At 68.5% G+C, this 25,974-nt stretch carries 27 protein-coding genes; 16 read left to right on the top strand and 11 right to left on the bottom strand.

Annotated elements, in window-relative coordinates:
* Both lptC and AC1ECW_RS02940 read left to right on the top strand, forming a co-directional pair.
* Window positions 1-708, top strand: a complete 708-nt coding sequence (gene lptC / locus AC1ECW_RS02945; protein ID WP_409707097.1) for an LPS export ABC transporter periplasmic protein LptC — start codon at window positions 1-3, stop codon at window positions 706-708.
* Window positions 705-1,481: an SDR family oxidoreductase gene (locus AC1ECW_RS02940; RefSeq protein ID WP_409707094.1), complete on the top strand. Its 777-nt coding sequence runs from the start codon at window positions 705-707 to the stop codon at window positions 1,479-1,481. The genes lptC and AC1ECW_RS02940 overlap by 4 nt, the downstream gene beginning before the upstream one ends.
* Before the next feature lie 6 nt (window positions 1,482-1,487).
* Here AC1ECW_RS02940 and AC1ECW_RS02935 read toward each other — a convergent pair whose 3' ends face one another.
* The 3 genes from AC1ECW_RS02935 to AC1ECW_RS02925 form a co-directional block, all read right to left on the bottom strand.
* Entirely contained in the window at window positions 1,488-1,865 is a 378-nt protein-coding gene (locus tag AC1ECW_RS02935) for a hypothetical protein (protein ID WP_481201162.1), read from the bottom strand.
* A 109-nt stretch (window positions 1,866-1,974) separates the two neighbouring features.
* The gene (locus AC1ECW_RS02930; protein ID WP_481201161.1) at window positions 1,975-2,454 is read right to left on the bottom strand and encodes a hypothetical protein; all 480 of its coding nucleotides are present in this window, start codon (window positions 2,452-2,454) and stop codon (window positions 1,975-1,977) included.
* Entirely contained in the window at window positions 2,451-2,954 is a 504-nt protein-coding gene (locus AC1ECW_RS02925; protein WP_409707085.1) for a hypothetical protein, read from the bottom strand. Before AC1ECW_RS02925 ends, AC1ECW_RS02930 begins: the two co-directional genes overlap by 4 nt.
* Before the next feature lie 207 nt (window positions 2,955-3,161).
* Between AC1ECW_RS02925 and fumC the strand changes: the two genes are divergently transcribed.
* Genes fumC through AC1ECW_RS02910 form a run of 3 tightly spaced genes read left to right on the top strand, consistent with a single transcriptional unit; the run spans window position 3,162 to window position 5,844 of the window.
* Window positions 3,162-4,556: a class II fumarate hydratase gene (gene fumC, locus AC1ECW_RS02920; protein WP_409707082.1), complete on the top strand. Its 1,395-nt coding sequence runs from the start codon at window positions 3,162-3,164 to the stop codon at window positions 4,554-4,556.
* 41 nt (window positions 4,557-4,597) lie between these two features.
* Window positions 4,598-5,533 (top strand): sodium-dependent bicarbonate transport family permease, encoded by a 936-nt coding sequence (locus AC1ECW_RS02915; RefSeq protein WP_409707079.1) that lies wholly within the window; start codon window positions 4,598-4,600, stop codon window positions 5,531-5,533.
* A 2-nt stretch (window positions 5,534-5,535) separates the two neighbouring features.
* A complete protein-coding gene (locus AC1ECW_RS02910) occupies window positions 5,536-5,844 on the top strand; it encodes a P-II family nitrogen regulator (protein WP_481201160.1) in 309 nt (102 codons plus the stop codon).
* Window positions 5,845-5,907: 63 nt separating this feature from the next.
* Here the strand turns inward: AC1ECW_RS02910 and AC1ECW_RS02905 are convergent, their stop codons facing one another.
* Window positions 5,908-6,309, bottom strand: a complete 402-nt coding sequence (locus AC1ECW_RS02905; RefSeq protein ID WP_481201159.1) for an RNA recognition motif domain-containing protein — start codon at window positions 6,307-6,309, stop codon at window positions 5,908-5,910.
* 237 nt (window positions 6,310-6,546) lie between these two features.
* On the opposite strand from AC1ECW_RS02905, the gene AC1ECW_RS02900 reads away from it, so the two are divergent.
* The 6 genes from AC1ECW_RS02900 (at window position 6,547) to AC1ECW_RS02875 (ending at window position 12,145) form a co-directional block, all read left to right on the top strand.
* Entirely contained in the window at window positions 6,547-7,356 is an 810-nt protein-coding gene (locus AC1ECW_RS02900; RefSeq protein WP_481201158.1) for a helical backbone metal receptor, read from the top strand.
* A 62-nt stretch (window positions 7,357-7,418) separates the two neighbouring features.
* Complete coding sequence (tldD, locus tag AC1ECW_RS02895) at window positions 7,419-8,879, top strand: metalloprotease TldD (protein WP_409707070.1); 1,461 nt, start codon at window positions 7,419-7,421, stop codon at window positions 8,877-8,879.
* 151 nt (window positions 8,880-9,030) lie between these two features.
* Window positions 9,031-9,534: a hypothetical protein gene (locus AC1ECW_RS02890; RefSeq protein ID WP_409707067.1), complete on the top strand. Its 504-nt coding sequence runs from the start codon at window positions 9,031-9,033 to the stop codon at window positions 9,532-9,534.
* Window positions 9,535-9,799: 265 nt separating this feature from the next.
* A complete protein-coding gene (locus AC1ECW_RS02885) occupies window positions 9,800-10,918 on the top strand; it encodes a 3-deoxy-7-phosphoheptulonate synthase (protein WP_409707064.1) in 1,119 nt (372 codons plus the stop codon).
* A 62-nt stretch (window positions 10,919-10,980) separates the two neighbouring features.
* Window positions 10,981-11,628, top strand: a complete 648-nt coding sequence (locus tag AC1ECW_RS02880) for a dioxygenase family protein (RefSeq protein ID WP_481201157.1) — start codon at window positions 10,981-10,983, stop codon at window positions 11,626-11,628.
* Between the two features lie 211 nt (window positions 11,629-11,839).
* Window positions 11,840-12,145, top strand: a complete 306-nt coding sequence (locus AC1ECW_RS02875; protein WP_481201156.1) for a hypothetical protein — start codon at window positions 11,840-11,842, stop codon at window positions 12,143-12,145.
* Between the two features lie 10 nt (window positions 12,146-12,155).
* Here AC1ECW_RS02875 and AC1ECW_RS02870 read toward each other — a convergent pair whose 3' ends face one another.
* Genes AC1ECW_RS02870 through AC1ECW_RS02860 form a run of 3 tightly spaced genes read right to left on the bottom strand, consistent with a single transcriptional unit; the run spans window position 12,156 to window position 13,812 of the window.
* On the bottom strand, window positions 12,156-12,734 hold the full coding sequence (locus AC1ECW_RS02870) for a cob(I)yrinic acid a,c-diamide adenosyltransferase (RefSeq protein WP_481201155.1): 579 nt from the start codon (window positions 12,732-12,734) through the stop codon (window positions 12,156-12,158).
* 29 nt (window positions 12,735-12,763) lie between these two features.
* Window positions 12,764-13,222, bottom strand: coding sequence for a hypothetical protein (locus tag AC1ECW_RS02865; protein WP_481201154.1), 459 nt, complete (start codon window positions 13,220-13,222; stop codon window positions 12,764-12,766).
* The gene (locus AC1ECW_RS02860) at window positions 13,213-13,812 is read right to left on the bottom strand and encodes a peptidoglycan recognition protein family protein (protein WP_481201153.1); all 600 of its coding nucleotides are present in this window, start codon (window positions 13,810-13,812) and stop codon (window positions 13,213-13,215) included. The genes AC1ECW_RS02865 and AC1ECW_RS02860 overlap by 10 nt, the downstream gene beginning before the upstream one ends.
* A gap of 141 nt (window positions 13,813-13,953) precedes the next feature.
* Here AC1ECW_RS02860 and AC1ECW_RS02855 point away from each other — a divergent pair, with 141 nt between their 5' ends.
* The gene (locus AC1ECW_RS02855; protein ID WP_481201152.1) at window positions 13,954-15,375 is read left to right on the top strand and encodes an FAD-binding oxidoreductase; all 1,422 of its coding nucleotides are present in this window, start codon (window positions 13,954-13,956) and stop codon (window positions 15,373-15,375) included.
* An 82-nt stretch (window positions 15,376-15,457) separates the two neighbouring features.
* Entirely contained in the window at window positions 15,458-16,009 is a 552-nt protein-coding gene (locus AC1ECW_RS02850) for a class I SAM-dependent methyltransferase (protein WP_409702699.1), read from the top strand.
* Window positions 16,010-16,013: 4 nt separating this feature from the next.
* Here the strand turns inward: AC1ECW_RS02850 and AC1ECW_RS02845 are convergent, their stop codons facing one another.
* The 3 genes from AC1ECW_RS02845 to AC1ECW_RS02835 are packed head-to-tail and all read right to left on the bottom strand — an operon-like array spanning window position 16,014 to window position 20,799.
* Window positions 16,014-17,537, bottom strand: coding sequence for a SpoVR family protein (locus tag AC1ECW_RS02845; protein WP_481201151.1), 1,524 nt, complete (start codon window positions 17,535-17,537; stop codon window positions 16,014-16,016).
* Window positions 17,534-18,823, bottom strand: coding sequence for a YeaH/YhbH family protein (locus tag AC1ECW_RS02840; RefSeq protein WP_481201150.1), 1,290 nt, complete (start codon window positions 18,821-18,823; stop codon window positions 17,534-17,536). The genes AC1ECW_RS02845 and AC1ECW_RS02840 overlap by 4 nt, the downstream gene beginning before the upstream one ends.
* 53 nt (window positions 18,824-18,876) lie before the next feature.
* On the bottom strand, window positions 18,877-20,799 hold the full coding sequence (locus AC1ECW_RS02835; RefSeq protein ID WP_409702693.1) for a PrkA family serine protein kinase: 1,923 nt from the start codon (window positions 20,797-20,799) through the stop codon (window positions 18,877-18,879).
* A 688-nt stretch (window positions 20,800-21,487) separates the two neighbouring features.
* Between AC1ECW_RS02835 and AC1ECW_RS02830 the strand changes: the two genes are divergently transcribed.
* From AC1ECW_RS02830 to AC1ECW_RS02820, 3 genes are read left to right on the top strand one after another with little or no spacing between them, the layout of a single operon-like run.
* Window positions 21,488-23,152: a cation:proton antiporter gene (locus tag AC1ECW_RS02830; protein ID WP_481201149.1), complete on the top strand. Its 1,665-nt coding sequence runs from the start codon at window positions 21,488-21,490 to the stop codon at window positions 23,150-23,152.
* A complete protein-coding gene (locus AC1ECW_RS02825) occupies window positions 23,149-24,063 on the top strand; it encodes a universal stress protein (protein WP_481201148.1) in 915 nt (304 codons plus the stop codon). The genes AC1ECW_RS02830 and AC1ECW_RS02825 overlap by 4 nt, the downstream gene beginning before the upstream one ends.
* Window positions 24,056-25,342, top strand: a complete 1,287-nt coding sequence (locus AC1ECW_RS02820) for an HD-GYP domain-containing protein (RefSeq protein ID WP_481201147.1) — start codon at window positions 24,056-24,058, stop codon at window positions 25,340-25,342. Before AC1ECW_RS02825 ends, AC1ECW_RS02820 begins: the two co-directional genes overlap by 8 nt.
* 287 nt (window positions 25,343-25,629) lie before the next feature.
* On the opposite strand, the gene AC1ECW_RS02815 is transcribed toward AC1ECW_RS02820, so the two are convergent.
* Window positions 25,630-25,959 carry a helix-turn-helix domain-containing protein gene (locus AC1ECW_RS02815; RefSeq protein ID WP_409702687.1) on the bottom strand — a complete coding sequence of 110 codons (330 nt, stop codon included), beginning with the start codon at window positions 25,957-25,959 and terminating at the stop codon, window positions 25,630-25,632.
* Between the last annotated feature and the right edge of the window lie 15 nt (window positions 25,960-25,974).

Here is a 25,974-nt window from a genome sequence, read left to right as displayed (position 1 = left end):
GTGGGCGGCGCAGGCCCTACCGACGCGCGAACCGGCCTGGGCCGCATCGAGGTCGGCGCGCCGGCCGGGCGGCCGCGGCTGTCGCGCTGGGCCCAGGCGCTGGACCGGCTCACGGCCTCGCTGCCGGTGGTGCTGATGGCCGTGCTGGCCGGCCTGACCTACTGGCTGGTGCGCAGCACCCCGGTGCCCGAGATGCCGGGCGAAAACCGCCCGCCGCGCAGCGACCCCGACTACGTGATGCAACGCTTTTCCGTACAGCACTACAGCGGCGCCGGCCTGCCTGGCCTGCGCCTGGAGGGGCGCACCCTGCGCCACTATCCCGATACCGACCGGCTCGAGATCGACGAGGTGCGAGTGCGCCATACCGACGCGAACGGCCGCGTCACGGTGGCCACCGCGCGCCAGGCCCAGGCCGAGGGCGACGGCAGCCTGGTGCGCCTGGTCGGCGGGGCCCGTGTGGTCCGTGAGGCCGGGGCCGACCCGGCGCGCGATCCCCTGGACCAGCCGATGGAGTTCCGCGGCGAGGAGCTGCAGTTCTTCGTCGATGCGCAGCGCATCGTGTCGGACCTGCCGGTCACGCTGGTGCAAGGCGCGATGCAGTTGTCCGGCCAGGCCCTGGTCTACGACCATGCCCGGCGTGTGCTCGAGTTGCGCGGCGGAGTGCAGGGCGTGTTGCCCCCGGCGCGGCACAGCGGGGGTGCCTCATGAGCCGGCCGCTGGTGTACATCACCGGGGCTTCCAGCGGCATCGGCCAGGCGCTGGCGCAGCGCTTCCACCGCGCGGGCTGGCGCCTGGCTCTGGTGGCGCGCCGCGCGGCCGAGACCGAGGCCTGGGCGCGGGCCCAGGGCTGGACGGCCGAGGACTGCGCGGTATATGCCGCCGACGTGCGCGACGTGCAGGCCCTGGCCGCCGCCGGCCGCGCCTGCATCGAAACCCAGGGACTGCCCCAGGTGGTGATCGCCAATGCCGGCATCAGCGTGGGCATGGACACGGCCATCTTCGACGACCTGGACGTGATGCGCGCCACCCTCGAGACCAATGTGCTGGGCATGGCCGCCACCTTCCATCCCTTCATCGAGGGCCTGCGCGCACGCCGCTCGGGCCGCCTGGTGGGCATCGCCAGCGTGGCGGCCATCCGCGGGCTGCCCGGCCATGGCGCCTACTGCGCCAGCAAGGCCGCGGTGGTGAACTACTGCGAAAGCCTGCGCGGCGAGATGCGCCCCTACGGTGTGCCGGTGGTGACCCTGCTGCCCGGCTACATCGACACCCCGCTCACCCGCGAGAACCGCTACCCCATGCCCTTCCTGATGAGCGCCGAGGCCTTCGCCGAGCGCGCCTTCGCCGCCATCGACGCCGGCACCAGCTACCGCGTCATCCCCTGGCAGATGGGCGTGGTGGCCAAGCTGCTGCGCGCGCTGCCCAATGCCTGGTTCGACCGGCTGTTTGCCGGGCGGGCGCGCAAGAAGCGCAGAGGGGAGTGAGGACCCTCACAGGCACAGCAGGCTGCCCGGCACGAGGTGCCAGCGATCCTTGGTGAAGTGGCCCCGCACGAAGGTGTTCGCCACGAAACCTTCGGTGACGTCCTCCTGCACCACGTTGAGCGAGCAGGCCCACGCGTCGACGACCTGTCCGTTGGGCGCTTCCACCTGATCGGCCTTGCAGGCTCCCTGCAGCACGGCACGGTGATGCTCGGGGTGATCCAGCGCCTCTCCCAAGACCTGCGCCAGCCGCTCCCGGAGCGTGAGCCGGGCGTCGAGCGCTTCGTTGGACATGCAACCCGAGCCGCGCAGCGATGCGCTGCCCTGGCTCAGGAAGAGCTGCACCATCTGCGCCCCTCGCGGCGGTTGGGTGGGATCGATGGCCACTCGCTCGCCTGTCCAAGGGTCGATGGGAGCGTGCGCGCAGCCTGCCAGCATCAAGGCGGCTCCGAGCTGCCACAGGTGCGTTCTCAACAATAAAGCCTCACGGCTGCCTTCACGAGCAGTGCAGTGTGTGGGGCAGCAGCTCCCAGCTCGACCGCGTGAACGAGCCCATGATCAAACCTCCCTGTTGAGGGCGCCTGCGGGCATCGGTCGTTTCGACATGGAAGGAACAGACCCACACGTCCACCAGCGATCCGTCGGGCCGCTGGGCTTGGCCGGGCTCGCAGATCGTTCGCATCGACAGGTAGTGTTGGGCCGACATCCTCACGCCATATCCCAGCAGCATCGACAGTTCCTCGCGCAAGGTGCGGCGTTTGGCATCCGGCGAGTTGTCGCAAGGGGTATTGGCACTGGGCTGGTGAGCGTTTTCGAGGAAGAGCTGAATGAGCTGCGCACTCTCCGGGGGAACAGAAGGGTCGATCGTGGCTGGACGTCCGGACCTGGGCTCGAGGGGGGAAGACAGTAGCCCAGGTGGCAGCGCGAGGCTTCCCACAAGCAACGTGACCCTGACGGCAAGGAGGAGCGCTTTCATGACAGGCTCCCGTAGTAGAACTCGACAGGATCTCCGGCGAGCTGGTACTGGCGACGAAATGTCGTTCGGAAATCCACCACACGTTGACTGACGACTTGGTCGCTGCGATTGCTGTAGTGCCAGACGGTATCGGCCAAGTGGATGCCCACGTGCTTGGCCCTGGACGACCCCATGACCAGCCGATGACCCAGGCGCCGCATGTTGCTGCGCCTGCACACAAAGATCAGACATGCCTGGAGATGCGCGGGACGCTCGTCCCAGGGGCCGACATCGTGCGAGCGGTTGAAGATCTCGTCGACACGGATGCAAGCGCCTTTTTCGGGGCGCTGCTTTTCCGCCAGCGTGGCGTTTTTGCAGGTGGCGCCGAATTCATAACCCATCAGGTGGCTGACCAAGTGGGCGCAGTGGTTGGCGCCATCGTTTTTGCCGAGAGCGAAAGCGCAGAAGTCGCTGATGTGCTTGCCGACGGCGTCGGCCAGCGGCACGGTGGTGTGCAGCATGGAAAGTCCTCTCTGACTCTTGTGGTGCATCGCGCCCGGCAGGCGCGACGGCATTCTAGGAATCAAGGCCTGCAAATGACTGTGTCGAGCCGTAAGCGGCTGTGACAGGCCCTCGCGACGGATCTTGGCGCGATCGGCACACAGCGCCGGGCATCGGCGCTATCGTTGGGCCCGGGCCATCCGCCGCGCGATGGCCGGGAGACGCACATGCCCACTCGCATCGAGACCGATACCATGGGCCCCATCGAGGTGCCCGCCGACCGCTACTGGGGCGCGCAGACGCAGCGCTCGATCCAGCATTTCAGGATCGGTGTGCCGCGCTTCGTGTGGACACGCCCCCTCATTCGCGCCTTGGGCCTGCTCAAGCTGGCGGCCGTGCGGGCCAATGCTGAGCTGGGCGAGCTGCCGGCGGAGCTGGTGGCGCTGATCGAGCCGGCCGCCCAGGAGGTGGCCGATGGGCGGCTGGACGAGCATTTCCCGCTGGTGGTGTTCCAGACCGGCTCGGGCACGCAGTCGAACATGAACGCCAACGAGGTGATCGCCAACCGCGCGATCGAGCGCGCCGGCGGCGTGCTGGGCAGCAAGCAGCCGGTGCACCCGAATGACCATGTCAACCGCGGGCAGTCGTCGAACGACACCTTTCCCACCGCGATGCACATCGCCGTGGTGGAGCAGCTCCACGAGCGGCTCTTCCCGGCGGTGCAGGCGCTGCGCCACACGCTGGAAGTGAAGGCCCGCGCCTACGAGCACTTGGTGAAGACCGGCCGCACCCACCTGCAAGATGCCACGCCGATCACCCTGGGCCAGGAAATCGGCGCCTGGGTGTCGCAGATCGACTTCGGCCTGCGTGCGGTGCGCCAGACGCTGGACGGTCTGTACGACCTGGCCATCGGCGGCACGGCCGTGGGCACCGGGCTCAATGCGCACCCGCGATTCGGCGAGCGCACGGCCTGGCACCTGGAGCAGCTCACCGGCCACCCCTTCCGCAGCGCGCCGGACAAGTTCTTCGCGCTGGCCGCGCACGACGCGCTGGTGCAGTGCTCGGCGGCGCTGCGCACGCTGGCCGGCGGGCTGATGAAGATGGCCAACGACGTGCGCTGGCTGGCCAGCGGGCCGCGTTGCGGTATCGGCGAGCTGCGCATCCCCGAGAACGAGCCGGGCTCGTCGATCATGCCTGGCAAGGTCAACCCTACGCAGTGCGAGGCCCTGACGATGGTGTGCGTGCAGGTCTTCGGCAACGATGCGGCGGTGGCCTTTGCCGGCACCCAGGGCAATTTCCAGCTCAATGTGTACAAGCCGGTGATGGTGCACAACGTGCTCGAGAGCATCGATTTGCTGGCCGATGCCTGCGAGAGCTTCGATCGGCATTGCGCGCAGGGCCTCGAGCCCAACGAAGCGGTGATCGACGAGCACCTGGAGCGCAACCTGATGCTGGTGACGGCGCTGAACCGCCACATCGGCTACGACCGTGCTGCACAGATCGCCAAGGCCGCGCATGCGCATGGGTTGACGCTGCGCGAGGCCGCGATCGAAAGCGGCTTCGTCAGCCCCGAAGACTATGACCGCTGGATCGACCCGCTGGCGATGACGCGGCCGGGCTGACACCCGCAGCCGCCGCGCTTGTGGCACCATCGCGGCCGATCATGATCGATGTCGTCGTCTTCTTCTTCCTGCTGGGCGTCTTCGCCCGCCTGGTGCGTTCGGACCTGCGCTTGCCCGAGGCGCTGTACGAGACGCTGTCCATCTACCTGCTGCTGGCCATCGGCCTGAAAGGCGGCATCGAGCTGTCCCGACAGCCCTTGATGACGCTGCTGCCGCAGGTGGGGGCCACGATGGCGCTGGGGCTGCTGATTCCGTTTGCGCTGTATCCGGTGCTGCGCGCGCTGCGCCTGAGCATGGCCGATGCGGCTTCGGTGGCGGCCCATTACGGCTCGGTGAGCGTGGTGACGTTTGCGGTGGCCAGCGCGGCGCTCACCCGCCAAGGCATCCCCTATGAGTCCCATGCCTCGCTGTGGGTGGCGGTGATGGAGGCGCCGGGCATCATTGCCGGCATCTTGCTGGCGCGGCTGTCGCGGCTGCGCGAGGTGCGGTGGGGCACGCTGGCCCACGAGGTGGCCTTCGGCAAGAGCGTGCTGCTCTTGGTGGGCGGGCTGTTGATCGGCGCGATCGCCGGCGAGGCGGGCACGGCGCCCATCCGTGCCGTTTTCGTCGAACCCTTCAAGGGGGTGCTCGCGCTGTTCCTGCTGGAGCTGGGTTTGGTGGCCGGCGCCCGACTCGCCGAGGTGCGGCGCTTCGGTCTGGCCGTCATCGGCGTGGGCCTGATCGCCCCGCCGGTGCTGTCGCTGGCCGGGGCGGCGGTCGGGTTGATGCTGGGTCTGTCCACCGGCGGGGTGGCGCTGCTGGCCACGCTGGCGGCCAGCGCGAGCTACATCGCTGCGCCCACGGCCATGCGCATCGCCGTGCCCGAGGCCAATGCCGGCCTGTCGATCACGGCGGCCCTGGGCGTGAGCTTTCCCTTCAACATCCTCGTGGGCATCCCGCTGTACATTGCCTTGGCGAAAGCCCTGACCGGAGCCTGAGCATGGCCCTGACCAAACACCCCCGCACGCTGTTGGTGATCATTGCCGAGGCCGCGCTGGAAAAGCAGCTCGTGGCCGACATCAAGCGCCTGGGCGCACACGGCTACACCGTCTACGACGTGCGCGGCGAAGGCAGCATGGGCGTGCGCGAAGGCGCCTGGGAAGTCGACCGCACGATCGAGATGAAGGTGATCTGCGAGGCCGCCGTGGCCGACCAGATCGCCGAGCATGTGCTCAAGCAATACGTGCCGCACTTCGGCGTGACGATGTTCTTCGCCGACGTGCAGGTGCTGCGCCCGCACAAGTTCTGATCGGCCCCGCCAAACAAAACGGCGAAGCCGAAGCTTCGCCGTTTTGTGTGTGAGGCACGGGGTTCAGTAGCCGCTGCGACCACCGCCGCCGTAGCCGCCGCCACCCCCACCATAGCCGCCACGGCCACCCCCGCCGCCGCCGTAACCCCCACGGCCGCCGCCACCGCCGCCGAAGCCACCCCGGCCACCGCCACCGCCGAAGCCGCCCGGACGCGGTTCCCGCGGACGGGCCTCATTGACGACGATCGCCCGGCCCGACAGGGCCTGGCCGTTCATGCCGTTGATGGCCGACTGGGCCTCGGCGTCCGAGCCCATCTCCACGAAGCCGAAGCCCTTGGAGCGGCCGGTGTCGCGGTCCATCATGACCTTGGCCGAGGTGACCGCGCCGAACTGGCTGAAGGCCTGGTTCAAATCTTCGTCGCGGATGGAATAGGCGAGGTTGCCCACGTACAGCTTGTTGCCCATCGAGAGAGCTCCTTTCTATCGCTCATCGTTCAGTTGGAGCTTCTACCCGTCGAGAACCACTCACGCCTAGGCGCCGCATCCACACAGAGACCCAACCATTATGGGCGAGCGGCCTGCGAATGGGAGATCCAGGTGTGAAAAAGTGTTGTTTTCCCGGATCGGGTTTATCCGGAGGATGCGGGCGCTCCCCGCTTTGGTGCGTCGCGGGCGGCGGCGGGTATGAGGCAAGATCAGGGCATGACGGTGTCCACCCTCGACCCCCCTCGCATTGCCAGCCTGGTGCCCTCGGTGACCGAGCTGCTGTTCGACCTGGGCCTGGGGCCCTGGATCGTGGCGCGCACCGGCTTTTGCGTCCATCCGCGCGAGGCGGTGGCGGCCGTGCCCAAGGTGGGCGGCACCAAGGACGTGAAGCTCGAGGCCCTGCGCGCGCTGGCGCCCACGCACGTGGTCGTCAACGTCGACGAGAACGAGTGGCCCACGGTGCAGGCCCTGCATGAGTTCGTGCCCGAGGTGATCGTGACGCACCCTTGTGCGCCCGAGGACAACCTCGCGCTGTATGGGCAGATGGCGCAGGCCTTCGGCGCCTTGCCCGGGGTGCACGAGCGGGCCCAGGCCCTGGCCGCCCGGCTGCGCGAGGGGCTGGCCGCCCTGGAGGGCGCCGGCCCCTGGCCGCTGCGGCGGGTGTTGTATTGCATCTGGCGCGAGCCCTGGATGACCGTGGCGCGCGACACCTACATCTCGCGGCTGCTGGCCTGCGTGAACTGGCAGACCTGGCCCGAGGTGACGGGGGGGGCCCGGGGCGCAGCCCGCTACCCGGTGTTCGACTGGGACGAGGCCCGGCGGGCCGGGGTGGACACGGTGCTGCTGTCCAGCGAACCCTACCGTTTCGGCGGCCGCCACCGGGAGGAAGTGGCGCAGGCGCTGCCCGGCGCGCGGGTGCTCCTCGTCGACGGCGAGATGCTGAGCTGGTATGGCAGCCGTGCGGTCGCGGGCCTGGCCTACCTCAAGGCGCTGGCGCAGACCGGCGAGCCTGCGTCCGGCCGGTGAGCGTCGACGGACGGTAAACCCTCGTCGCCCCTGCGGGGCGGGGCCCTGCCTACAATGAGTTCATGATCTCGCGCGAACCCACCCTCGAACGCCTGGCGGTTGCCCGCTCGCTGCTGCTGGAGCCCTTCGGCCTGGACGAAAACGCCCTGGCCCGCGCTCTGCGCACCATCGGCGAGCACCGCATCGACGACGCCGACCTCTACTTCCAGTACACGCGCAGCGAGGGCTGGAGCCTGGAGGAGGGCATCGTCAAGTCGGGCAGCTTCAGCATCGACCAGGGCGTGGGCGTGCGGGCGGTCTCGGGTGAGAAGACGGCCTTTGCCTACTCCGACGACATCTCCGAGGCGGCGTTGCTCGACGCGGCGCGCACCGTGCGCACCATTGCCGCGGCCGGCCAGAGCCGCCGCGTGAAGGTCGACCGGCCGCAGGTGGCGGGCAGTCGCACGCTGTATGCACCGATGGACCCGATCGCCACGCTGGACAGCGCGCGCAAGGTCGAGTTGCTGGAGAAGGTCGAGCGCCTGGCGCGTGCACGCGACCCGCGCATCGTGCAGGTGATGGCCGGCCTGGCGGGGGAATACGACGTGGTGCTGGTGGCGCGCGCCGACGGCACGATCGCGGCCGACGTGCGTCCGCTGGTGCGCCTGAGTGTGACGGTGATCGCCGAACAGAACGGCCGCCGGGAGATGGGCACGGGCGGCGGGGGTGGCCGCTTCGGGCTGGGCTATTTCCACGACGGGGTGATCGAGGGCTATGTGGATGACGCGGTGAAGGCCGCGCTCACCAACCTCGAATCGCGCCCGGCGCCGGCCGGCGAGATGACCGTGGTGCTCGGCCCGGGCTGGCCCGGCGTGCTGCTGCACGAGGCCATCGGCCATGGACTGGAGGGCGACTTCAACCGCAAGGGCTCCAGCGCCTTTTCGGGCCGCATCGGCGAACGCGTGGCGGCCAAGGGCGTGACCGTGCTCGATGACGGCACCCTGCCTGACCGGCGCGGCTCGCTCAACATCGACGACGAAGGCCACGTCACGCAGCGCAATGTGCTGATCGAAGACGGCATCCTGCGCGGCTACATCCAAGACAGCCTGAACGCCCGCCTGATGAAGGTCCGGCCCACCGGCAACGGTCGGCGCGAGAGCTATGCCCATGTGCCGATGCCGCGCATGACCAACACCTACATGCTCGGTGGCGACAAGTCGCCCGAGGAGATCGTCGCTTCGATCAAAAAGGGCCTGTATGCCGTGAACTTCGGCGGCGGCCAGGTGGACATCACCAGCGGCAAGTTCGTGTTCTCGGCCAGCGAGGCCTACTGGGTCGAGGACGGCCGCATCCAGTACCCGGTGAAGGGCGCCACGCTGATCGGCAACGGCCCCGATGCGCTCACGCGCGTCAGTCTGATCGGCAACGACATGCGCCTGGACAGCGGCGTGGGCACCTGCGGCAAGGAAGGCCAGAGCGTGCCGGTGGGGGTGGGCCAGCCCACCTTGCGCATCGACGGCCTTACCGTCGGCGGCACGGCCTGACACACCGGCCCCGCCCCGGCCCCATGCGGCGGGCGTGAAGAGTTGCCGAGAGCTTTTGCACGGTGCGGCCCACCAGCAGCCCAGCAGGCTTGATCGGGGGCGGGTCAGGCACTACGCTGGCAGGCCCGGCACTGCTCTCGGCCGGGTTGCCATGTCCGACCCCGATGCCCCTCCGCCCGAGCCGCCGCGCGCGCCGCCCGACCCCGAGTTGGTCGAGCGGGTGGAGCGCGTCAACACCGAGCTGATGAAGTTCGTGCGCCAGGTGCGCACGGCCAGCCCGCCGGTGCGCATGCGGCTGCAACTGGACATGCGCGAGCGCCTGGAGCGGCAGCGGCGCGACCTGCTGGGCCGCCACAGCGTGTTGCCCGAGCAGCTGCGCCACTATGCCGTGACCTTCACCGAGGTGCAGTGGATGCTCGACGTGTGGATCGACGCCTCGGCGCGCGAAGTGGACGAACCCCTGCTGCGCCGCGAGTTCCTGGACGTGGCCTCGCGCATGCTGGGCGAGCTCGAGGTGCTGCGCGCCCCCGACCCGGCCTTGGAGCCGCCGGCACGCCGGCCGCTGTGGTGGTCGGCACTCACGCGCGGGCTGCGGGCCGCAGGCGGCGAGGAGCCGCCCCCGCCGCGGCCGGGCGAGCCCGACATCCTCCTTTGACGTGGCGCAGCCGCCACGTGCCGTCTTGACGCAGCGCCGCAAACCCGTGCTACATTAACCGCATGGCTCGCGCAACGACCTTTTTCTTTGCCTACTTTTGGTTCTCGCACCGCACCGGCGGAGGAGAGGTCAGCGCGTAACTGCAGCCCGCAACCGAATCCCAGAAAACCGCCGGAAGCCCTCCGGCGGTTTTTTTTCGTCCCTGGGACCGCCGCGGCAGGCACCGGCCCACACCCCTGATGATCGAGCAAGGAGAACGCACCCCATGAACGCCAAGTCCGCCAGCGCCATCGAGGGTTGGTATGCGCCCGTCGACCGTACCTCCCAGACCGACGACGAAAGGATCAAGGACGTGACGCCGCTGCCGCCGCCGGAGCATCTGATCCGCTTCTTCCCCATCCGCGGCACGGCCATCGAGACCCTGGTGTCCGAGACCCGCCAGCGCATCCGCCGCATCATGCAGGGCAAGGACGACCGGCTGCTGCTCGTGATCGGCCCGTGCTCGATCCACGACCCGGCCGCCGCCGTCGACTACGCCCGCCGCCTGCTGGCGCAGCGCGAGAAGTACGCCGACACGCTGGAGATCGTGATGCGCGTGTACTTCGAGAAACCCCGCACCACGGTGGGCTGGAAGGGCCTGATCAACGACCCCTACCTCGACGAGAGCTTCCGCATCGACGAGGGCCTGCGCATCGCGCGTCAGTTGCTGGTGGAGATCAACCGTCTGGGCATGCCCGCGGGCAGCGAATTCCTCGACGTGATCTCGCCGCAGTACATCGGCGACCTGATCAGTTGGGGCGCCATCGGCGCGCGCACCACCGAAAGCCAGGTGCACCGCGAGCTGGCCTCGGGCCTGTCGGCGCCCATCGGCTTCAAGAATGGCACCGATGGCAACATCCGCATCGCCACCGACGCCATCCAGGCGGCCAGCCGGGCGCACCACTTCCTGTCGGTGCACAAGAACGGGCAGGTGGCCATCGTCGAGACCAAGGGCAACAAGGACTGCCACGTCATCCTGCGCGGCGGCAAAACCCCCAACTACGACGCCGCCCATGTGGAGGTCGCCTGCAAGGAGCTGGAGGCCGCCAAGCTGCACCCCTCGCTGATGGTGGACTGCTCGCACGCCAACTCCAACAAACAGCACGAGCGCCAGCTCGACGTCGCGCGCGACATCGCCGCCCAGGTGGGTGGGGGCTCCAGGCGCATCTTCGGGGTGATGGTGGAAAGCCATCTGCAGCCGGGCAACCAGAAGTTCAACGCCGGCAAGGACGACCCGGCCCAGCTCGAATACGGCAAGAGCATCACCGACGCCTGCCTGGGCTGGGACGATTCGCTGCAGGTGCTGCAGGTGCTGTCCGACGCCGTGAAGCGCCGGCGCGGCTGAGACCGGGAACTTCCGGGGCGCCGCGGCGGCCCAAGCAGACGATCGCCCTGCCGGAGCCTGCCATGTCCTCGTCCCGTCTTGTCTGGCCGCAGCGTCGGCGCCACCTGGCCACCGGCGTGGGACTTGCCGCCGCCTGGCTGGCCGGGCCGGCGCTGGCCTCGTCGCGCCGGGGGCTGCCGGCCATGACCGAAGGGCCCCTCTACCCGGTGCGTCGGCCGCTGGACGACGATGCCGACCTGACCCGCGTGAGCGGCCAGGGCGCCACCGCGCAGGGCGAATGGCTGGACATCGGCGGCGTGGTGGTGGATGTGAACGGGCGCCTCATCGATGGTGCCGTGATTGAAATCTGGCAATGTGACGCCTATGGCAGCTACCACCATCCGCGCGGCGCCGGGCCCCGGGTGGACGCCGGCTTCCAGGGCTTTGGCGCGACGCGCAGCGATGCGCAGGGGGCTTTCCGCTTCCGCAGCATCCGTCCGGTGGCCTACCCGGGCCGCGCGCCCCACATCCACGTGAAGGTGTTGCACCCGAGCTTCGGCGAGCGGGTGTCGCAGTGGTTCGTGGCCGGCGACGAGGCCAACGAGCGCGACGTCCTGTTCCGGCGGCTCGGCCCGGCCGACCGGGCCGAGGTGGAAATGCGGCTGCAGCCGGCGCCGGCCGGCGCCCCGGTGCGCTGGCTCACCCGGCGGGACATCGTCGTGCCGGCCTGAGCCTGCCGCTCGCATCCAGGTGTAAGGAAGGTAAGGGCTGGCAAGAAGGCTGGCACCGCCTGGCGGGAGGCGGTGAAATCACGGCATGCCGCCTGCGGCGGCAGCGTTTTCCCTCAGCAGACCACCTCCGGGTGGATCGGCCCGCCACATTCCCTGGGGAGTTGGCGGGCTTCTTTTTTATGATGGGGGCTGATTCGACCAGGAGACCGCGATGCGCAGTGAGGTGGTGGTGAAGTTCGGGTCCGGCGAAGAAGCTCGCGTGGTGCCCGACGCGGGCCCGATGAGCCATGACGAGGCCCGCCAGTGGCTCGATGCCGAGTTCGTGGCGCATGAGTGCGAACCCCTGCGCGCCAGCGGCAAGGTGCTGATCGTGGACAAGCTGCTGTCCATCGCCCAGGCGGTGGGCCCGGCGCAGTTCCAGCAGGCCGACTGGGCCCAGGCCTTCGCCCGCGCGGCGCTGGGGGCCACCGGCCGTGCCCACGTCACGGTGGACGTGGCGGCGCTGCAAGTGAGCTGAAACGGCGGCCTCAGTCTTCTTCGTCGCGCTTCAGGCGCTCGCTGTGCCAGTAGACGTCATCGCCGCCCAGGCCGTCGAGCCGGGCGCGGTTGAGCACGCGGGCCAGCACGAACATCAGGTCGGACAGGCGGTTGAGGTATTGCCGCGGGGCGGCGTTCACCGGCTCGTGCGCGGCCAGTGCCACCACGGCGCGTTCGGCGCGGCGCGCCACGGTGCGGCACACATGGGCCAGGCTGGCCGCGCGGGTGCCGGCCGGCAGGATGAACTCCTTGAGCCGGGGCAGGGCGGCGTTGTGCTCGGCCAGCGCCTCGTCCAGTGCCAGCACGGCCGTGTCCTTCAGCAGCGTGTGGCCCGGCATCGACAGCTCGCCGCCCAGGTTGAACAGCTCGTGCTGGATGCCCACCAGCAGCTCGCGCACCGCCGGCGGCAGCGGTTCGGCCAGCAGCACGCCGAGGTGCGAGTTGAGTTCGTCCACGTCACCCATGGCCTGGATGCGCAGGTGGTCCTTGGCCACGCGGCTGCCGTCGCCCAGCCCGGTGGTGCCATCGTCGCCGGTGCGCGTGGCGATCTGTGTGAGTCGGTTGCCCATGGGGGCATCGTACTGCAGAGAGAGCCCACTCAGGGCAGGCGTTGGCCGGCAAGGCGGCATCGGGGGCAATACAGGTGGATCTCCTGGCCGTCGTCCATCAGCAGCCAGCCTTTGCGGCTCAGGTTCACGGACCAGCGGCCTGTGCGCCCGTCGGCGAAGCCGACGCGACCGGAGGCAAGGCAGGGTGTCCAGTTCAGCAGGTGCATCGCATCCTGGGCTGAAACTCCCTGGGCTCGGCGCACAAAGGTGGCGATTTCGTGCTGTGTCACGCTGAATCGGTCGCAGCGCAGGTCCGCATCGGCCTCGGGCGCGGTGCGTTGGGCGTTTTCCGTGATGACCACCCAGCGCACATCCGGCAGGTTCAACGGAAACACGGTTGGCTCAATGCCCTCATCGGCCTGCGCTTTCTGTGGATGGGATGCCGCTGCGCCTGCCGCGGCGAGAAGCGCGGCGGCAACGAGGGCTTTGCCAGTCGCGATCACTCCCATACGGCGGTCTCGGCTTCCGTCGGGTTCTTTCTGGACACCACGGGGTGGCGGAACACCTCGGTCATGGCCACGCCAAGCGAGAGCGAGAGCCCGGAGACGAGCCATTTCAACGAGGCGTTCTGGGCCTGCGTGACCGTTTCATAGACGCGCTGTTCCTGCGGAACATTCTTGGGCAGCGCCTGACCGACGATTTCGATCCCGATGGCGTCCTGATTGGAGGGGTAGCGGTCCGGGTGGGCCTTGGCTCGCTCGCGCTGATGCTCCGCCTTGGGGTCAAAACGGCGCAGGGCGCGGAGCTCTGTCGGGGCGCAGCGATGTTCGGCCAGGCAACGGGCTCGCAAGGGGCCGACGTGCCACGTCACCTTCAGTATGGAAGCCGTCTGGTAGATCGTCCCGTCGCGGTCGATCAGGAAGTGCGCGCCATGGGCGCCGGGCGATCGATAGCTGTTGAGGGTGGAGGTGGCCGTGGGGCTGTCGGTCTGGTGGACCACGATGCCACGCACCAGCGTCATGGGGCCGCGTTCGATGTTCGGGCTGATGGCCAGGCGCACGCGCGGATCCTGGACCAGACCTTGGCGGTCGATGTTCATGTGTTCTCCCTGTGAGGCTCCGAAATGCCGATCCATAGTTTGCCGTGTGGGCGATCCGGATGTGCCCCGGATTCAGGCGGCTTAAAGTAAACGCTTGTAATGTGTGTATCTCCGGCCTGGATGCCGGAGAGGAGACCCGCCATGAACGCCCCCTTGCCCGGCCACGTGCTGCCTACGTATGAACCCCGCCCGGTGCCGGTGGCGATGATCGAGGCGCTGAAGGCGCGGTTGGGGGACCGGTGTTCCACGGCCCAGGCGGTGCGTGAGCAGCACGGGCGCGATGAGTCGCCCTTCGACGTGCCGCCGCCCGATGTGGTGGTGTTTGCCGAAAGCACCGAGGAGGTGGCCGAGGTGGTGAAGCTGGCCGACGCGCACGCGGTGCCGGTGATTCCCTATGGGGTAGGTTCCTCGCTGGAAGGCCATCTGCTGGCGGTGCAGGGTGGGGTGAGCATCGACCTGTCGCGCATGAATCGCGTGCTGGCGGTGAACGCCGAGGACCTGACCGTGACGGTGCAGGCGGGTGTGACGCGCACACAGCTCAACAACGAGATCCGCCATACCGGACTGTTCTTTCCGATCGACCCGGGCGCCGATGCCTCGATTGGCGGCATGAGCGCCACGCGGGCCTCGGGCACGAACGCGGTGCGCTACGGCACGATGCGCGAGAACGTGCTGGGGCTGACGGTGGTGACGGCCTCGGGCGAGGTGGTGCACACCGGCACGCGCGCGCGCAAGTCCAGCGCGGGCTACGACCTCACGCGCCTGTTCGTGGGCAGTGAGGGCACGCTGGGTGTGATGACCGAGATCACGCTGCGCCTGTACCCGCAGCCCGAGGCGGTGTCGGCGGCGGTGTGTTCCTTCCCCTCGCTGGAGGCGGCGGTGAACACGACCATCCAGATCATCCAGATGGGCGTGCCGATCGCACGCTGCGAGCTGCTGGACACCAACGCCGTGCGCGCGGTGAACCGCCATGACAAGCTCATGCTGCGCGAGGGCCCGATGCTGCTGATGGAGTTCCACGGCAGTCCAGCCGGCGTGCAGGAGCAGGCGCAGACCGTGCAGGAGATCGCCAGTGAGCACGGCGGTGAAGACTTCCAGTGGGCCACAACGCCCGAGGAGCGCACGAAGCTGTGGACGGCGCGTCACCATGCCTATTTCGCGGCGTTGCAGATGAAGCCGGGCTGTCGCGCGGTGACCACCGATGCCTGCGTGCCGATCTCGCGCCTGGCCGAGTGTTTGCTGCAAACGGCGGCCGAGGCCGACGCAGCGGGCCTGCCGTATTTCATCGTGGGCCATGTGGGCGATGGCAATTTCCATGTGGGCTATCTGATCGACCCGGCCCGCCCCGAGGAGCGCGAGCTGGCCGAGCGGCTGAACCAGCAGCTCGTCGCGCGCGCGCTGCGCCTGGAAGGCACTTGCACCGGCGAACATGGCATCGGTCTGCACAAAATGGGCTTTCTGCGCGAGGAAGCGGGCGAAAGCGCCGTGGCCTTGATGCGTGCGATCAAGCGCGCGTTGGACCCGAAGAACATCATGAACCCGGGCAAGATCTTCGATTGGTAAGGCTTGGTTTCCAGGCCCTTGCGGACGGGGCGGACAGGCCCTACAGTGACCGGATCGCCATCACACGGGTTGGTCGATACGCATGCGAGCAGCCACCGCCTTCATGATGCTGGCCTTTGCGCGGCCGACGATGGTCGGCGCGATCTGGCCCTCGTCTCGCCACCTGGCGCAGGCGATGGCCCAGGGTGCCGACGGCGCCGGGCGCATCGTCGAGCTCGGCGCCGGCACCGGGGCGATCACCGAGGCCTTGTGTGAGCGTCACCCCGAGGTGCCGACCACGGTGGTGGAGCTGCAACCCGAGCTGGCCCATCGGTTGCGCGAGCGCTTTGCGGGCATGACGGTGTTGCAGGCGCCGGCCCACGAGGTGCTCGAGGCTTGGCCCGAAGGGGAAGAGCCGGTGGTGCTGGTGTCCTCGCTGCCCTTTCGTTCGCTGCCGCCGCGCTGGCGCGATGGCAGCAGCCGCGCGATCGAGCGCTTCCTGCGGGCGCGGCCGCAGCGGCGCCTGATCCAGTACACCTACCAGCCGCGCGCGCCCTTCGACCTGCAATTGGGCGAGGGCCTGGCGTGGCGCAAGCGCACCGTGGTGTGGCGCAACGCGCCGCCAGCCTGGGTGTGGGAGCTGGGAGCGCCTTGAGCCCTCAGTGCTTGGGCGCCACCGCCGTCCATTGCTTGGTGACGCGGCCCTGGTCGTCCACGCTGTCCAGGTGCACGTCGAAGCCCCACAGGCGGGCGACGTGCTTGAGCACCTCCTGGGCGCTGTCGTGCAGCGGACGGTTGTGGTGCTGGGTGTGGCGCAGGGTGAGCGAGCGGTCGCCGCGCAGGTTGACGCTCCAGACCTGGATGTTGGGCTCGCGGTGGTTCAGGTCGTACTGGCGTGACAGCGATTCGCGCAGGGCCCGGTAGCCGCTGTCGTCATGGATGGCCGAGACCTCCAGCTCGGGCTCGTCCTCGTCGTCGCGGATTGCGAACAGGCGGAAGTCGCGCATCACCTTGGGGCTGAGGAACTGGCCGACGAAGCTTTCGTCCTTGAAGTTGCGCATCGCATAGTCGAGCGTGGGCAGCCAGGGGCTGCCGGCGATGTCGGGGAACCAGCGGCGGTCTTCCTCGGTGGGCTGTTCGCAGATGCGCTTGAGGTCGCTGAACATCGCAAAGCCCAGGGCGTAGGGGTTGATGCCGCTGTAGGCGCGGTGCCCCACCGGGGGCTGGAAGATCACGTTGGTGTGCGACTGCAGCCACTCCATCATGAAGCCGTCGGCCAGCAGGCCTTCGTCGTACAGGGTGTTGAGCAGGGTGTAGTGCCAGAAGGTGGCCCAGCCCTCGTTCATCACCTGGGTCTGGCGCTGCGGGTAGAAGTACTGCGCGATCTTGCGCACGATGCGCACGACCTCGCGCTGCCAGGGCTCGAGCAGCGGGGCATTCTTCTCGATGAAGTAGAGGATGTTCTCCTGGGGCTCGCTTGGGAAGCGGCGCGAGGCAGCCTCGTCCTCGCTGGCGCGGTCGCCGCGCCGCGGCAGGGTGCGCCACAGGTCGTTGACCTGCTGCTGCAGGTAGTGCTCGCGTTCCTCGCGGCGGGCCTGCTCCTGCGACAGCGAGAGCTTTTGCGGGCGGCGGTAACGATCGACGCCATAGTTCATCAGCGCGTGGCAGGAGTCGAGCAAATCCTCCACCGCCTCGACGCCGTGGCGCTCCTCGCATTCGGCGATGTAGTTCTTCGCGTAGACGAGGTAGTCGATGATGGACGAGGCGTCCGTCCACATGCGGAACAGGTAGTTGCCCTTGAAGAAGCTGTTGTGCCCGTAGGCGGCGTGGGCGATCACCAGGGCCTGCATGGCCATGGTGTTTTCTTCCATCAGGTAGGCGATGCAGGGGTCGGAGTTGATGACGATCTCATAGGCCAGCCCCATGTGGCCGCGCCGGTAGCTCTTTTCGGTGGCGATGAACTGCTTGCCGTAGGACCAGTGACGGTAGATCACGGGCATGCCCACCGAGGCGTAGGCATCCATCATCTGCTCGGCCGTGATGATCTCGAGCTGGTTGGGGTAGGTGTCGAGCTGGTAGGTCTGGTGGGCCACGCGCTCGATCTCGGAGTGGTACTGCTCGATCAGCTCGAAGGTCCAGTCCGGCGGGCTGGGCAGGCGTTCGCGGGGGCGGTCGGCGTTCATGCGGGGGCTCCCTCCTTGCGAAACAGCTCACGGAACACCGGGTAGATGTCGGAGGCCTCGGCCACCTTGCGCATCGCGAAGTGGGGGTGGATCTCGAGCAACTGGGTGTACTCCTCCCAAAGGTTCTGCTCGGCTTCAGCCACCTGCACGTAGGCGTAGTAGCGCACCAGCGGCAGGATCTGCTCGTCCAGCAACTGGCGGCAGCGGCCGCTGTCGTGGTGCCAGTTGTCGCCGTCGCTGGCCTGGGCGCCGTAGATGTTCCATTCGCTGCTGGGGTAGCGCGCGCGGATGATCTCGTGCATCAGGTGCAGCGCGCTCGACACCACGGTGCCGCCGGTCTCGGTGGCGTGGAAGAACTCGTCCTCGGTGACCTCGGCAGCCTGGGTATGGTGGCGGATGAAGACCAGGTCGATCTTCTCGTAGTGCCGTGTCAGGAAGAGGTACAGCAGCATGAAGAAGCGCTTGGACATGTCCTTGCGCTGCTCGTCCATCGAGCCCGAGACGTCCATCAGGCAGAACATCACGGCCTTGGCGCTGGGCACGGGCACCCGGACCCGGTTGCGGTAGCGCAGGTCGATCGGGTCGAGGTAGGGCACGCGGCGGGCCTTGGCGCGCAACGCCTCCAGCAGGGCCTCGGTGTCGCGGATTTCCTTCTGGATCAGGGCCTCGCCGGCATGCGGATGCGACCTCAGGTGCAGCAGCCGGGCCTCGAGCTGGCGGATCTCCCGGCGGGTCTCGCCACCCAGGGCGATGCGCCGGGCCAGCGCCCCGCGCATCGAGCGCACGACGTGCAGATTGGCCGGCGTGCCGTCGGTGGTGAAGCCGGCGCGGTGGCTTTTCCACTCGGGCACCTCGGCGAGCTGGGTGCGGACGAGGTGGGGCAGGGCCAGGTCCTCGAAGAAGACCTGCATGAACTCCTCCTTGGTGAGGTGGAAGACGAAGTCGTCCTCGCCCTCGCCGGAGTCGCTGGCCTGCGAGCCGCCGCCGCTGCCGCCACCGCCTTGCGGCCGCTCGATGCGGTCGCCCTTGACGTACTCGCGGTTGCCCGGGTGCACGTATTCGCGCTCGCCGCCCTGGGCGTGGCCGAAGACCGGCTCGGAGACGTCGCGCCGCGGCAGGATGATGTCCTCGCCCTGTTCGAGGTTGCGGATGCCCCGGCCTGAGACGGCCTTGCGCACCGCCTCGCGGATCTGTTGGCGGTAGCGGCGCAGGAAACGCTCGCGGTTGCCGATGGACTTGTTCTTGCCCGACAGGCGTCGATCGATGATCTGCTGCAGGGTGGGCATGAAGCTGTCCTCGTGTCGTGATGGTGTTTGGACCGTTTTTCGGGCCGTCCGGTTCACGAACTCTTGCGCACGCGCAGGTACCACTCGCACAGCAGGCGCACCTGCTTGGGCGTGTAGCCCTTCTGGACCATGCGGTTGACGAAGTCCTCGTGCTTTTTCTGCTCGTCGGCGCTGGACTTGGCGTTGAAGCTGATGACCGGCAGCAACTCCTCGGTGTTGGAGAACATCTTCTTCTCGATCACCGTGCGCAGCTTCTCGTAGCTGGTCCAGTTGGGGTTCTTGCCGTTGTTGTTGGCGCGCGCGCGCAGCACGAAGTTGACGATCTCGTTGCGGAAGTCCTTGGGGTTGCTGATGCCCGCGGGCTTCTCGATCTTCTCCAGCTCCGCGTTCAGCGAGGCGCGGTCGAAGATCTCGCCGGTGTCCGGGTCGCGGTATTCCTGGTCCTGGATCCAGTAGTCGGCGTAGGTGACGTAGCGGTCGAAGATGTTCTGGCCGTACTCGGAGTAGCTCTCGAGATAGGCCGTCTGGATCTCCTTGCCGATGAATTCGGCATAGCGAGGCGCCAGCAGCTCCTTGATGTAGGCGATGTACTTTTCCTCGACCTCCTTGGGGAATTGCTCGCGCTCGATCTGCTGCTCGAGCACGTACATCAGGTGCACCGGGTTGGCGGCCACCTCGGCGGGATCGAAGTTGAACACCTTGGACAGGATCTTGAAGGCAAAGCGGGTGGAGATGCCGCTCATGCCCTCGTCGACGCCGGCGTAGTCGCGGTACTCCTGGATGGACTTGGCCTTGGGGTCGGTGTCCTTGAGGCTTTCGCCGTCATAGACCTGCATCTTGCTGAAGATGCTGGAGTTCTCCGGCTCCTTCAGGCGGGTGAGCACCGAGAACTGCGCCATCATCTTCAGCGTGCCGGGGGCGCAGGGCGCCTGGGCCAGCGAGGAGTTGCGGATGAGCTTCTCGTAGATCTTGATCTCCTCACTCACGCGCAGGCAGTAAGGCACCTTGACGATGTAGATGCGGTCGAGAAAGGCCTCGTTGTTCTTGTTGTTGCGGAAGGCCTTCCATTCGCTTTCGTTGCTGTGCGCCAGGATGATGCCGTCAAAGGGGATGGCGCCGAAGCCTTCGGTGCCCTTGAAGTTGCCCTCCTGGGTGGCGGTGAGCAGCGGGTGCAGCACCTTGATGGGCGCCTTGAACATCTCGACGAACTCGAGCAGGCCCTGGTTGGCCAGGCACAGGCCGCCGGAGAAGGCGTAGGCGTCGGGGTCGTCCTGCGCAAAGGTTTCGAGCTTGCGGATGTCGACCTTGCCCACCAGCGAGGAGATGTCCTGGTTGTTCTCGTCGCCCGGTTCGGTCTTGGCGATCGCGATCTGCTTGAGCACGCTCGGATAGCGCTTGACCACCTTGAACTGGCGGATGTCGCCGCCGAACTCCTCGAGCCTTTTCACGGCCCAGGGCGAGAGGATGCGCTGCAGGTAGCGGCGCGGGATGCCATACTCCTTCTCGAGGATGGGGCCGTCCTCGTCAGGGTCGAACAGGCCCAGCGGGGATTCGTTCACCGGCGAGCCCTTGATGGCGTAGAAGGGCACGTGCTCCATGAGCTGCTTGAGCCGCTCGGCAATCGAGCTCTTGCCACCGCCCACGGGGCCGAGCAGGTAGAGGATCTGCTTTTTCTCCTCCAGGCCCTGCGCGGCATGGCGGAAGTAGCTCACCACCTGCTCGATGGCGTCTTCCATGCCGTAGAACTCGCGGAAGGCGGGGTACAGCTTGATGACCTTGTTCGCGAAGATGCGCGACAGGCGGGGGTCGTTGCGCGTGTCCACCATCTGCGGCTCGCCAATGGCCGCGAGCATGCGCTCGGCGGCGGTGGCGTAGGCCATGGGGTCGCGCCGGCAGATCTCCAGGTACTCCTGGAGGGTGTATTCCTCTTCGCGGGTGCGCTCGTAGCGTGCGGCGAAGTTGCTGATGACGTCCATCGACACCTCCTTGGGTTCGGCGCCCAGCGCCTTGGGCGCTGCAGCGGGGCTTGCGTTTGGCGTCTGTGCTTCCAGCATGAAACCACAAGCGGCAAAAGCAAGCCTCGAACAGGGGGACAAAGCCGGCGCAATTTGTGGCGGATCCCTTGCAATGAGTGTGCCCCCAATTGGCCGGTCCCACCAGACGGCGCATCGACCTGGCCCCCTGCTGTGTGGACAGGAGAGGACATTCGTGTGGAAAGTTCCTCGGGGTATGCGACGTCAACCCGCCACGCCGCCTCCTGGGCAGGGCGGTGCGCGGGGTGGCCGCGCCGCAGGAGGGGTGGCGCGACCCCCGGCGCGGGCTGGGGCCGTCGGCGCGGCGGGTCCGCGTCCCCCGGGGGGGGGCACCGGGCGGGTGCGCTGGCCCGTCGGGCGCCCTGCTGCGGCGCAAAAACTAGGGATAACCCGTATCTATCGACAAACAAGATGGCTCAGGCGAGCAATATTGAGTTTTCCAGCGGCTATGGCAAGGACATGAGCATGTATGCGCTGGAGGACTACACCGTGACGCGGCATGGATGGTGAAGTACTGAGCGCCCTCGCTCGGTCTTGATCTGGCGCAAGCCCGATCCCAACGCGGGGTCGGTGCTGCGCCCCTGGCCCGCCTGCGGTAGCCTTCGCCCTGCATGCCAGGCCGGGGAGGGCGATGACGGGGATCTACCAGGAGTTCGCAGGACTGCTGCTGCTGGCCGCCGGCGTGGGCCTGGTGGCGCTGCGGCTGCGCCAGCCCTTGATCCTGGCCTACATCGTTTTGGGCATCGCGGTGAGCCCGGCCCTGCTGGGCTGGGTCAGTGCCCATGACGAGATCGACCTGCTCGCGCAGATCGGCATCACGGTGCTGCTCTTCGTCGTGGGCCTCAAGCTCGACCTGCAGCTCGTGCGCCACCTCGGCGCGGTGGCGCTGGCCACCGGCCTGGGGCAGCTCTTCTTCACCATCGTGATCGGCTTCCTGATCGCGCTGGCCTTCGGCATGAACACGATGACGGCGCTGTACGTGGCGGTGGCGCTCACGTTCTCGAGCACGATCATCATCGTCAAGCTGCTGTCGGACAAGCGCGAGATCGACACGCTGCACGGGCGCATCGCGATGGGCTTCCTGATCGTGCAGGACATTGCGGTGGTGATCGCGATGATGGTGCTGGGCAGCCAGCGCGCCGGCGGCGACCAGGTGTGGTGGCTGGCCCTGGGCGAGATCGGCCTGAAGGTGGCAGCGGCCGTGGCCGTGGTGGCCGTGCTGATGCGCTACGTGCTGCCGCGCCTGATGCCGCGCATTGCCGCCTCGCAGGAGCTGCTGCTGCTGTTTGCCGTGGCCTGGGGCACCGGCTTTGCGGCGGCGGGCGAGGCGCTGGGCTTCAGCAAGGAGATCGGCGCCTTCCTGGCGGGCTTCTCGCTGGCGTCGAACGCCTACCGTGAGGCCTTGTCGAGCCGGCTCACGCCGCTGCGTGATTTCCTGCTGCTCTTCTTCTTCATCGACCTGGGCGCCAAGCTCGACCTGAGCGCCCTGGGCGCGCAGATCCCCGAGGCGGTGGTGCTGTCGGTCTTCGTGCTGGTGGGCAATCCGCTCATCGTGATGGCCATCATGGGCTGGATGGGCTATCGCAAGCGCACGGGTTTCCTGGCCGGCCTGACGGTGGCGCAGATCAGCGAGTTCTCCATCATCTTCGTGGCCATGGGCATCGGCCTCGGGCATGTGAACAACGAGGCGCTGAGCCTGGTGACGATGGTGGGCCTGGTGACCATCGGCCTGTCCACCTACATGATCCTGTACTCGCAGGCCCTCTACCAGCACCTGGCCCCTTGGCTGGGTGTCTTCGAGCGGCGCCGGCCGGAGCGTGAACTGGCCCTGGAAGGCCAGCCGCTGGACGGGGCGCCCGCCCAGGTGGTGCTGTTCGGACTGGGGCGCTACGGCCGCCGCCTGGCGCGTCGGCTGCTGGAAGCGCAGGTGTCGGTGCTGGGCGTGGACTTCGACCCCGAGGTGGTTCAGCAGGCCCAGCGGCCCGAGTTGCCGGTGGTCTTTGGTGACGCCGAGGACGGTGAATTCCTCGACACCTTGCCGCTGCGCGAGGCGCGCTGGGTGGTGAGCACGATGCGCGAGGCCGAACTGAACGTGGCGCTGTTCAAGGCGCTGCGTGCGCGGGGCATTCACGTCCCGGTGGCGGCCGCAGCCCACAATGAACGCGACGCCGCCCGCTTGCGCCAGGCGGGTGTCGACCGCATCCTCATGCCCTACTGGGATGCCGCCGACCTCACCGCCGAGCGCCTGGTCGAGGACCTGGCGGCCATGCCCATCCCCAAGGAGGAAGCCGCATGAACACGACGGCCGTGCCGCCGGTGCTGGCGGCGACCGATTTCTCTCCGGCGGCCGACCAGGCGGTGGGCCGAGCCGCGCACATCGCTCGCGAACTCGGTGCCCCGCTTGTGCTGGTGCATGTGCATGAGCCGCCGGTGCTCGGGGAGGTGTGGCGCCAGCTGCAAGCCTGGGTGCCCGGTGTGTCGGGAGTTGACGCACAAGCCTTGCAGCAGTCCGCGCAGACCCGGCTGCAGGCGACGGCGCAGGCGGTGGGCGCGCAGGAGCTCGACGGCGCCGTGGCGACCCGGCTGGTGGTGGGCCGGGCGGCGGCCGCGGTGGCTGCCGAGGCGGCCGGCTGTGGGGCCCAGCTCGTCGTGATCGGCGCCCGAGGCGAACACGGGCTGGCCGAGGCGGTGCTGGGCAGCACGGCCGAGCGCTTGCTGCACAGCGTGGCCTGCGACCTGCTGCTGGTGCGGGAGTACGGCGGACGCCACTACGAGCGCATGCTGCTGCCCACCGACCTGGGGCCGGAGTCTCGCAAGGCGGTGCGGCGCCTGCGCCGGCTGCTGCCGACGGTGGATTCGGTGCTGCTGCACGCCTACGAGCTGCCCTACGAGAACAAGCTGGCTTATGCGGGCGTGGAGGCCACCCGGCTGGACGAGTTGCATCGTCGTGCCCAGGCGGAGTTGCAGCTGGCCCTGCAGTCGCTGGCTCGCGAAGTGGGCCACAGCGACCTGCCGGGGGTGTGCAAGGTGGTGCACGGCTACCCGCCGGCAGTGATTGCCGCCCAGGCGGAAGCGCTCGGGGTTGACCTCATCGCCTTGTCGGCGGGCAGTCGTTCGGCCCTGGAGCGCGTGGTGCTGGGCAGCGTGTGCCTGCACCTCGCGCTGGAATCGCCCTGCGACCTGTGGCTGGTGCGTTGCGATGAGTGAGGCGATGCTGGATGCCCGCCACTACGTGCGGGCGGTGACGGAGCTGGGTGAGAAACGGCCGGTGCTGACCTCCCGGGCCATCTACAACGAGCGCGGCATGAAGCTGCTCGATGCCGGCGTGCGCGTGGACGCGCGCATGTACGAGCGCCTGGTGGCGCATCGCCTGACCGTGCCGATGGAAGACTGCGTGACCAGCGATCCGGCGGTGAACGGGCGCGTGTTGCGCGAAACCGCCGAGGCCCTGCTGGAACGCTGGCCGCTGTTCGCGGCCATGGGCGAGCGGCACAAGGCGCGCGAGGTGGTGCTGGCCTCGCTGAGCAGCCTGCCCCTGCCCACACCCATCGGCTTTTGCCTGACGCTGGCGCGCGAGTCGTTTCCCGAGGTCTTCGAGCATGCCGTGCTCACGGCATTGACGGCCGGCTACCTGGCGTGGTCGCCGGTGGCGCGGCGCCACGACGTGCTGCTGGCCTGCGCAGCCGGACTGCTGCACGACCTGGGCATGCTCTACATCGACCCGGTGCTGATGGCGCCCGAGAAACGCCTGAGCGCCGAGCAGCGCCGCCAGCTCTATGCCCATCCCCTGGCATCGGCCATGCTGGTGGAGCGCCACCACGACTATCCGCGCGAGGTGGTCAGCGCCATCCTCGAGCACCACGAGCAGCTTGATGGTGGCGGCTACCCGCGGGGCCTGAGCGCTGAGGAGATGAGCCCGCTGGGGCGCGTCCTCTCGCTGGCCGAGGTGGTGACGGCGATGCATGGGCGCGGCGCGACCGACCCCGAGCTGCGGCTGTCGGTGGCGTTGCGTATGAACCGCCACCGCTATGACCAGGAGTTGGCCCAGGTGCTGCTCGAACTGCTGGCCGAGTGCCCGGCCCGGGCGTCGTCGGCCACGGTGGGCGACCCCGTGAGCGAGCTGAATGAGGTGCAGGGGCTGCTGCAGGGCTGGGCCGCGGTGGCGGCTGCACAGGGTCCGGCAGCGGTGCTGGCACGCACCACCGAGCGGCTGGCCGAGATCCGGCGTGCGCTGGCCGGCGCGGGCGCCAGTCCCGAGCAGCTGCAATGGCTGGGGGGCGATGCGCTCGAACCCCGGCTGCTGGCCGAGCTCAGCCTGATTGCACGCGAGGCCGCGTGGCAGGTGCGCACCGTCTCGCGCGAACTGCGCCGGCGCTGGCGCCTGGAGCCGGGTCAGGCCTACCCCGAAGCGCTGGAGCGCTGGCTGGCCGAGGTGGCCCGTGTGTGCGGGCCGCTGGTGCGCGGCCGCGTGGCCCAGGGCGGCTGACCCGGGGGTCAGGGGGCGTGCCGGCGGCCGCGCGTGCGCGACGTCGATGAATTCCGACGCCGGCTTGAGCGCGAGGCCGCGGCGCCACACCAGCCCCACGTCCACCGTGGACGGCTCGTCGCGCAGCGGGCGCAGCTCCACATGCTCGGCGTCCAACGTCCAGGGGCGGTAGAGGGAGTCGGGCGGCGCCGGGATGCCCACGCCCACCAGCGAGCGCACGGCCTCCAGCGAGGAGGTCTTGAGCATCATCCTCGGGTTGAGCGGGTGGCGCGCCCACACGGGGCGTATCAGGTTCTCGATGTGGTCACGCCGATGGCCAGCGGCCCAGACAGCGGCGAGGGCTTGGCGCGGTGCAGCCCGGGTCGCGTCGGCCACGGCTGAGAGCACCTTGCGCGCACTGGCGAGGACGCGGTGGCCGTCGGGCGTGAGCACCATGCCCTGGGGCTGCGCTCGAACAGACTCACGCCCAGCGCATCTTCCAGCTCGAGGATGGACTTGGTGATAGCCGACTGCGCGATGTAGAGCATGCGCGAGGTCGCGGCCACCGAGGAGGATTCCGCCACCGCGATATGAAGTAGGAAGTAGCGGAACTGGCGCAGCGTGATGTGGCGGTTCATGCCGGCGCCCGGGGG

The organism is Caldimonas hydrothermalis (assembly GCF_056746695.1).
The sequence above is the reverse complement of the archived record's forward strand: the minus strand, read 5'-3'. Positions and strand labels throughout refer to the sequence as shown.

Excerpts from the sequence above, each read along its gene's own strand:
- AC1ECW_RS02940 (WP_409707094.1), top strand. The coding sequence starts at position 705 with ATGAGCCGGCCGCTGGTGTACATCACCGGGGCTTCCAGCGGCATCGGC.
- AC1ECW_RS02930 (WP_481201161.1), bottom strand. The coding sequence starts at position 2,454 with ATGAAAGCGCTCCTCCTTGCCGTCAGGGTCACGTTGCTTGTGGGAAGC.
- AC1ECW_RS02925 (WP_409707085.1), bottom strand. The coding sequence starts at position 2,954 with ATGCTGCACACCACCGTGCCGCTGGCCGACGCCGTCGGCAAGCACATC.
- fumC (WP_409707082.1), top strand. The coding sequence starts at position 3,162 with ATGCCCACTCGCATCGAGACCGATACCATGGGCCCCATCGAGGTGCCC.
- AC1ECW_RS02915 (WP_409707079.1), top strand. The coding sequence starts at position 4,598 with ATGATCGATGTCGTCGTCTTCTTCTTCCTGCTGGGCGTCTTCGCCCGC.
- AC1ECW_RS02910 (WP_481201160.1), top strand. The coding sequence starts at position 5,536 with ATGGCCCTGACCAAACACCCCCGCACGCTGTTGGTGATCATTGCCGAG.
- AC1ECW_RS02905 (WP_481201159.1), bottom strand. The coding sequence starts at position 6,309 with ATGGGCAACAAGCTGTACGTGGGCAACCTCGCCTATTCCATCCGCGAC.
- AC1ECW_RS02900 (WP_481201158.1), top strand. The coding sequence starts at position 6,547 with ATGACGGTGTCCACCCTCGACCCCCCTCGCATTGCCAGCCTGGTGCCC.
- tldD (WP_409707070.1), top strand. The coding sequence starts at position 7,419 with ATGATCTCGCGCGAACCCACCCTCGAACGCCTGGCGGTTGCCCGCTCG.
- AC1ECW_RS02890 (WP_409707067.1), top strand. The coding sequence starts at position 9,031 with ATGTCCGACCCCGATGCCCCTCCGCCCGAGCCGCCGCGCGCGCCGCCC.
- AC1ECW_RS02885 (WP_409707064.1), top strand. The coding sequence starts at position 9,800 with ATGAACGCCAAGTCCGCCAGCGCCATCGAGGGTTGGTATGCGCCCGTC.
- AC1ECW_RS02880 (WP_481201157.1), top strand. The coding sequence starts at position 10,981 with ATGTCCTCGTCCCGTCTTGTCTGGCCGCAGCGTCGGCGCCACCTGGCC.
- AC1ECW_RS02875 (WP_481201156.1), top strand. The coding sequence starts at position 11,840 with ATGCGCAGTGAGGTGGTGGTGAAGTTCGGGTCCGGCGAAGAAGCTCGC.
- AC1ECW_RS02870 (WP_481201155.1), bottom strand. The coding sequence starts at position 12,734 with ATGGGCAACCGACTCACACAGATCGCCACGCGCACCGGCGACGATGGC.
- AC1ECW_RS02865 (WP_481201154.1), bottom strand. The coding sequence starts at position 13,222 with ATGGGAGTGATCGCGACTGGCAAAGCCCTCGTTGCCGCCGCGCTTCTC.
- AC1ECW_RS02860 (WP_481201153.1), bottom strand. The coding sequence starts at position 13,812 with ATGAACATCGACCGCCAAGGTCTGGTCCAGGATCCGCGCGTGCGCCTG.
- AC1ECW_RS02855 (WP_481201152.1), top strand. The coding sequence starts at position 13,954 with ATGAACGCCCCCTTGCCCGGCCACGTGCTGCCTACGTATGAACCCCGC.
- AC1ECW_RS02850 (WP_409702699.1), top strand. The coding sequence starts at position 15,458 with ATGCGAGCAGCCACCGCCTTCATGATGCTGGCCTTTGCGCGGCCGACG.
- AC1ECW_RS02845 (WP_481201151.1), bottom strand. The coding sequence starts at position 17,537 with ATGAACGCCGACCGCCCCCGCGAACGCCTGCCCAGCCCGCCGGACTGG.
- AC1ECW_RS02840 (WP_481201150.1), bottom strand. The coding sequence starts at position 18,823 with ATGCCCACCCTGCAGCAGATCATCGATCGACGCCTGTCGGGCAAGAAC.
- AC1ECW_RS02835 (WP_409702693.1), bottom strand. The coding sequence starts at position 20,799 with ATGGACGTCATCAGCAACTTCGCCGCACGCTACGAGCGCACCCGCGAA.
- AC1ECW_RS02830 (WP_481201149.1), top strand. The coding sequence starts at position 21,488 with ATGACGGGGATCTACCAGGAGTTCGCAGGACTGCTGCTGCTGGCCGCC.
- AC1ECW_RS02825 (WP_481201148.1), top strand. The coding sequence starts at position 23,149 with ATGAACACGACGGCCGTGCCGCCGGTGCTGGCGGCGACCGATTTCTCT.
- AC1ECW_RS02820 (WP_481201147.1), top strand. The coding sequence starts at position 24,056 with ATGAGTGAGGCGATGCTGGATGCCCGCCACTACGTGCGGGCGGTGACG.
- AC1ECW_RS02815 (WP_409702687.1), bottom strand. The coding sequence starts at position 25,959 with ATGAACCGCCACATCACGCTGCGCCAGTTCCGCTACTTCCTACTTCAT.